The 525-nt window shown below is 68.4% G+C and carries 1 protein-coding gene; it reads left to right on the forward strand.

What is annotated here, in order from left to right; genetic code table 11:
* Nucleotides 1–525, forward strand: a 525-nt coding sequence (locus DPA01S_RS16145; protein ID WP_198150863.1) for a transposase family protein, incomplete at both ends; no start/stop codon positions are given.

Below are 525 nucleotides of genomic sequence, written 5' to 3' on the forward strand. Positions count from 1 at the left end.
CTGACGAGCTCACGCACCTGTTCTGCGCCCCGGTCACACTCGACCCGACCTGCGCCGAGTGCGGGATGGCGGGGCGCCTGCGAGACCACGTCCAGCGGAAGGTCACGGATCTACCGATCGTCGGGCACCCGACCAGACTGCACGTGCGGGTACCGCGCTTCACCTGCGACAACATCGAATGCGAGACGCGGATTTTCCAGCAGCGCATGCCTGATTTGGCCGAGCCGCGGGCCAAGACCACCCGCCGGTGCAGCCGCTGGATCCTGCAGCGCTTGGCGATCGACCGCACCAGCGTGTCCGCCGTCGCGAAGGCCCTCGGGCTGGGCTGGGATCTGGTCAACGACCTGGCGGTCTCCGAGACCCGCGCCATGGTCTACGACCAGCCCGGACACTTCGATGGCGTCCGCGTTCTCGGGGTCGATGAGCACAAATGGAAGCACGTCCGCGGCGACGGCAGCAGGTCGTTCGTCACCGTCTTGGTGGACCTGACCCCGGTCGTGGACGGCACCGGCCCGTCCCGGTTGC

The organism is Dietzia papillomatosis NBRC 105045 (assembly GCF_001570845.1).
In the GTDB taxonomy this organism is placed as follows: Bacteria; Actinomycetota; Actinomycetes; order Mycobacteriales; family Mycobacteriaceae; genus Dietzia; species Dietzia cinnamea.